A 5,529-nucleotide genomic window follows, 5' to 3' on the forward strand; every position below is an offset into this window, starting at 1 on the left:
CGTCCGCTCTTTGAGAACTCAACAGCGTGCCGAAAGTCAGTGCCAAGTATTACCCCGTGCCGGGGCCTTCGGGTTCTGGTTTGGGATTCCTTTGGTTGATTGATATCGCGAGTGTCAGCTCGCGGTTCTCGGCCGGTTCGAATTCATCTACGGAGAGTTTGATCCTGGCTCAGGACGAACGCTGGCGGCGTGCTTAACACATGCAAGTCGAACGGTGAACCTGCTTCGGTGGGGGATCAGTGGCGAACGGGTGAGTAACACGTGGGCAACCTGCCCCCGGCTCTGGGATAACTCCAAGAAATTGGGGCTAATACCGGATATGACCGCTGGCCGCATGGTCTGGTGGTGGAAAGATTTATCGGCTGGGGATGGGCCCGCGGCCTATCAGCTTGTTGGTGGGGTAGTGGCCTACCAAGGCGACGACGGGTAGCCGGCCTGAGAGGGTGACCGGCCACACTGGGACTGAGACACGGCCCAGACTCCTACGGGAGGCAGCAGTGGGGAATATTGCGCAATGGGCGGAAGCCTGACGCAGCGACGCCGCGTGGGGGATGACGGCCTTCGGGTTGTAAACCTCTTTCAGCAGGGACGAAGCTCTAAGTGACGGTACCTGCAGAAGAAGCACCGGCCAACTACGTGCCAGCAGCCGCGGTAATACGTAGGGTGCAAGCGTTGTCCGGAATTATTGGGCGTAAAGAGCTCGTAGGCGGTTTGTTGCGTCGGCTGTGAAATCCCGAGGCTCAACCTCGGGTCTGCAGTCGATACGAGCAAACTAGAGTGTTGCAGGGGAGACTGGAATTCCTGGTGTAGCGGTGAAATGCGCAGATATCAGGAGGAACACCGGTGGCGAAGGCGGGTCTCTGGGCAACAACTGACGCTGAGGAGCGAAAGCGTGGGGAGCGAACAGGATTAGATACCCTGGTAGTCCACGCCGTAAACGTTGGGCGCTAGGTGTGGGGCTCATTCCACGAGTTCCGTGCCGCAGCTAACGCATTAAGCGCCCCGCCTGGGGAGTACGGCCGCAAGGCTAAAACTCAAAGGAATTGACGGGGGCCCGCACAAGCGGCGGAGCATGTTGCTTAATTCGATGCAACGCGAAGAACCTTACCTAGGCTTGACATGCACGGAAATCTTCCAGAGATGGGGGGTCCGTAAGGGCCGTGCACAGGTGGTGCATGGTTGTCGTCAGCTCGTGTCGTGAGATGTTGGGTTAAGTCCCGCAACGAGCGCAACCCTTGTCCTATGTTGCCAGCGGATCATGCCGGGGACTCATAGGAGACTGCCGGGGTCAACTCGGAGGAAGGTGGGGATGACGTCAAATCATCATGCCCCTTATGTCTAGGGCTGCAAACATGCTACAATGGCCGGTACAAAGGGCTGCGATACCGTGAGGTGGAGCGAATCCCAAAAAGCCGGTCTCAGTTCGGATTGGGGTCTGCAACTCGACCCCATGAAGTTGGAGTCGCTAGTAATCGCAGATCAGCAACGCTGCGGTGAATACGTTCCCGGGCCTTGTACACACCGCCCGTCACGTCACGAAAGTCGGTAACGCCCGAAGCCGGTGGCCCAACCCCTTGTGGGAGGGAGCCGTCGAAGGCGGGATCGGCGATTGGGACGAAGTCGTAACAAGGTAGCCGTACCGGAAGGTGCGGCTGGATCACCTCCTTTCTAAGGAGCACTGGCCGCCACACGTGCTGTGGTGGTCCAGAGCCGCGCTCAGGACGCGATGGCCCGTCATCTCCGGCGGGCTGCGGGTTTCTGGGGTGGTGCTCGAGGGTGGAACGCTGACCAGTTCGGCCGCCGGCTTGCCGCCGGCTCCCAGTACTGCCCTTCCCTGGTGGGGGGTGTGGAGCGGAGTCGGGGTGGGTGCGGGGTCGTAGGCACGCTGTTGGGTCCTGAGGGAGCGGGCTCCGTCTGCGGGCGGTGGTCTGTTGCTTCTCTGCAGGGCCGGTCTGCATCGCATACCACCAGCTGCCCCCTGTGGGGGGTGCTGGGTCGGGTGGGGTCGGGTGGCCGGTGTCTGGTCGTACGTTGAGAACTGCACAGTGGACGCGAGCATCTTTTTGACTCTGTACGTTGGAGTTCTTGTAGGCCCGCGCGGCGATGTCCTTCCGGGCGTCGGTGGGCGGGGTTTGTGTGGCCAAGTTGTTAAGGGCACACGGTGGATGCCTGGGCACCAGGAGCCGATGAAGGACGTAGGAGGCTGCGATAAGCCTCGGGGAGCTGTCAACCGAGCGTTGATCCGAGGATTTCCGAATGGGGGAACCCCGCACCAGTCATGTGGTGTGACCCGCGCCTGAACACATAGGGCGTGTGGAGGGAACGTGGGGAAGTGAAACATCTCAGTACCCACAGGAAGAGAAAACAACAGTGATTCCGTGAGTAGTGGCGAGCGAAAGCGGAGAAGGCTAAACCGTTTCCATGTGAGACCCGGCAGGGGTTGTGGAGGCGGGGTCGTGGGACCGTTCTGTTCCTTCTGCCGGAGGAGCGGGGAGTGAGAAAACGCCGGTGTTAGTGGAAGGCCTCTGGAAGGGGTCGCCGCAGAGGGTGAGAGCCCCGTACACGAAAACACGGCGTCTCCCGAACGTGTTTCCCAAGTAGCACCGAGCCCGTGAAATTCGGTGTGAATCCGGCGGGACCACCCGCTAAGCCTGAATACTCCCTGGTGACCGATAGCGGACAAGTACCGTGAGGGAAAGGTGAAAAGTACCCCGGGAGGGGAGTGAAATAGTACCTGAAACCGTGTGCCTACAAGCCGTGAGAGCCTGTCGTCGCCTCGTGCGGCGCGGGTGATTGCGTGCCTTTTGAAGAATGAGCCTGCGAGTTAGTGGTACGTGGCGAGGTTAACCCGTGGGGGGTAGCCGTAGCGAAAGCGAGTCCGAACAGGGCGAGCCAGTCGCGTGCCCTAGACCCGAAGCCGAGTGATCTACCCATGGCCAGGTTGAAGCGCGGGTAAGACCGCGTGGAGGACCGAACCCACCAGGGTTGAAAACCTGGGGGATGAGCTGTGGGTAGGGGTGAAAGGCCAATCAAACTCGGTGATAGCTGGTTCTCCCCGAAATGCATTTAGGTGCAGCGTCACGTGTTTCTTGCCGGAGGTAGAGCACTGGATGGCTGAGGGGCCCCACAAGGTTACTGACGTCAACCAAACTCCGAATGCCGGTAAGTGAGAGCGTGGCAGTGAGACTGCGGGCGATAAGGTTCGTAGTCGAGAGGGAAACAGCCCAGATCATCGGCTAAGGCCCCTAAGCGTGTGCTAAGTGGAAAAGGATGTGGAGTCGCAGAGACAACCAGGAGGTTGGCTTAGAAGCAGCCATCCTTGAAAGAGTGCGTAATAGCTCACTGGTCAAGTGATTCCGCGCCGACAATGTAGCGGGGCTCAAGCACACCGCCGAAGCCGTGGCATTCACACAGTCGCCCGCCGGATCCCTCGTGGATCGGGCCAGGTGTGTGGATGGGTAGGGGAGCGTCGTGTGGCGGGTGAAGCGGCGGAGGAATCCAGCCGTGGACGCCACGCGAGTGAGAATGCAGGCATGAGTAGCGAGAGGGGAGTGAGAACCTCCCCCGCCGGAAGACCAAGGGTTCCTGGGCCAGGCTAATCCGCCCAGGGTGAGTCGGGACCTAAGGCGAGGCCGACAGGCGTAGTCGATGGACAACGGGTTGATATTCCCGTACCCGCGAAGGAGCGCCCCTGTCGAACCCAGCGATGCTAACCGCCCGAACACCGGCGCCGATCCCTTCGGGGGAAGGCGCGGGGACTAGCGCGGGATCCGGACTGGTAGTAGGCAAGCGATGGGGTGACGCAGGAAGGTAGTCCTACCGGTGAGTGGTAGTACCGGAGCAAGGGTGTGGCCCGCGGACCAGGCAAATCCGGTCCGCATCAGGGTGAGGCCCGACGCATAGCCGAATGCGGCGAATTGGATGATCCTATGCTGCCGAGAAAAGCCTCTAGCGAGCTCCCAGCGGCCCGTACCCCAAACCAACTCAGGTGGTCAGGTAGAGAATACCGAGGCGATCGAGCGAACTGTGGTTAAGGAACTCGGCAAAATGCCCCCGTAACTTCGGGAGAAGGGGGGCCTCCGACCGTCAACACCGTTCCGGTGGGCAGCGGGTGGAGGCCGCAGAGACCAGTGAGAAGCGACTGTTTACTAAAAACACAGGTCCGTGCGAAGTCGTAAGACGATGTATACGGACTGACGCCTGCCCGGTGCTGGAACGTTAAGGGGACGGGTTAGTGCACCTCGTGTGCGCGAAGCTCAGAACTCAAGCGCCAGTAAACGGCGGTGGTAACTATAACCATCCTAAGGTAGCGAAATTCCTTGTCGGGTAAGTTCCGACCTGCACGAATGGCGTAACGACTTCTCAGCTGTCTCAACCACAGGCTCGGCGAAATTGCACTACGAGTAAAGATGCTCGTTACGCGCGGCAGGACGGAAAGACCCCGGGACCTTTACTATAGCTTGATATTGGTGTTCGGTTCGGCTTGTGTAGGATAGGTGGGAGACTGCGAAGCGGGCACGCCAGTGCTCGTGGAGTCGCCGTTGAAATACCACTCTGGTCGAATTGGATGTCTAACCTCGGTCCGTGATCCGGATCAGGAACAGTGTCAGGTGGGTAGTTTAACTGGGGCGGTTGCCTCCCAAAATGTAACGGAGGCGCCCAAAGGTTCCCTCAGCCTGGTTGGCAATCAGGTGTCGAGTGCAAGTGCACAAGGGAGCTTGACTGTGAGACCGACGGGTCGAGCAGGAGCGAAAGCTGGGACTAGTGACCCGGCACCGGCATGTGGAAGCGGTGTCGCTCAACGGATAAAAGGTACCCCGGGGATAACAGGCTGATCTTCCCCAAGAGTCCATATCGACGGGATGGTTTGGCACCTCGATGTCGGCTCGTCGCATCCTGGGGCTGGAGTAGGTCCCAAGGGTTGGGCTGTTCGCCCATTAAAGCGGTACGCGAGCTGGGTTTAGAACGTCGTGAGACAGTTCGGTCCCTATCCGCCGTGCGCGTAAGAGACTTGAGAAGAGCTGTCCCTAGTACGAGAGGACCGGGACGGACGAACCTCTGGTGTGCCAGTTGTACCGCCAGGTGCACTGCTGGTTGGCTACGTTCGGCAGGGATAACCGCTGAAAGCATCTAAGCGGGAAGCTCGCTTCAAGATGAGGTCTCTCACCGGGTCAACCGGGTAAGGCCCCCGCCCAGACCAGCGGGTCGATAGGCCGGAAGTGGAAGCACCGCAAGGTGTGCAGCTGACCGGTACTAACAGGCCGAGGACTTGACCACACACACCCACACCCGTGGGTACGAGAACCACCGGTCAAAGTCAACTTCTGAAGAATGCTTCGCGTCCACTGTGCGGTTCTGAACGCACGAACCAGCCCCTGGTTCCCACACGTTCACAAAGTTACGGCGGCCATGGCGAGAGGGAAACGCCCGGCAACATTCCGAACCCGGAAGCTAAGCCTCTCAGCGCCGATGGTACTGCCCCGGAGACGGGGTGGGAGAGTAGGACGCCGCCGGACAACCATTCCCGAA

3 rRNA genes are annotated in these 5,529 nt (G+C 59.9%); all 3 read left to right on the forward strand.

The features are described 5' to 3' along the window. Positions 1–146 precede the first annotated feature (146 nt). The 3 genes from CHB94_RS24115 to rrf all read left to right on the forward strand — a co-directional run bounded on the left by CHB94_RS24115 (position 147) and on the right by rrf (position 5,516). Positions 147–1,668 (forward strand): 16S ribosomal RNA (locus CHB94_RS24115). A 470-nt stretch (positions 1,669–2,138) separates the two neighbouring features. After that, positions 2,139–5,277: ribosomal RNA gene (locus CHB94_RS24120) — 23S ribosomal RNA — on the forward strand. Positions 5,278–5,399: 122 nt separating this feature from the next. Then, positions 5,400–5,516 (forward strand): 5S ribosomal RNA (gene rrf / locus CHB94_RS24125). Together the 16S, 23S and 5S rRNA genes form the textbook arrangement of a ribosomal RNA operon. The last annotated feature ends 13 nt before the right edge of the window (positions 5,517–5,529 follow it).

This window comes from Blastococcus mobilis, assembly GCF_900188025.1.
In the GTDB taxonomy this organism is placed as follows: domain Bacteria; phylum Actinomycetota; class Actinomycetes; order Mycobacteriales; family Geodermatophilaceae; genus Blastococcus_B; species Blastococcus_B mobilis.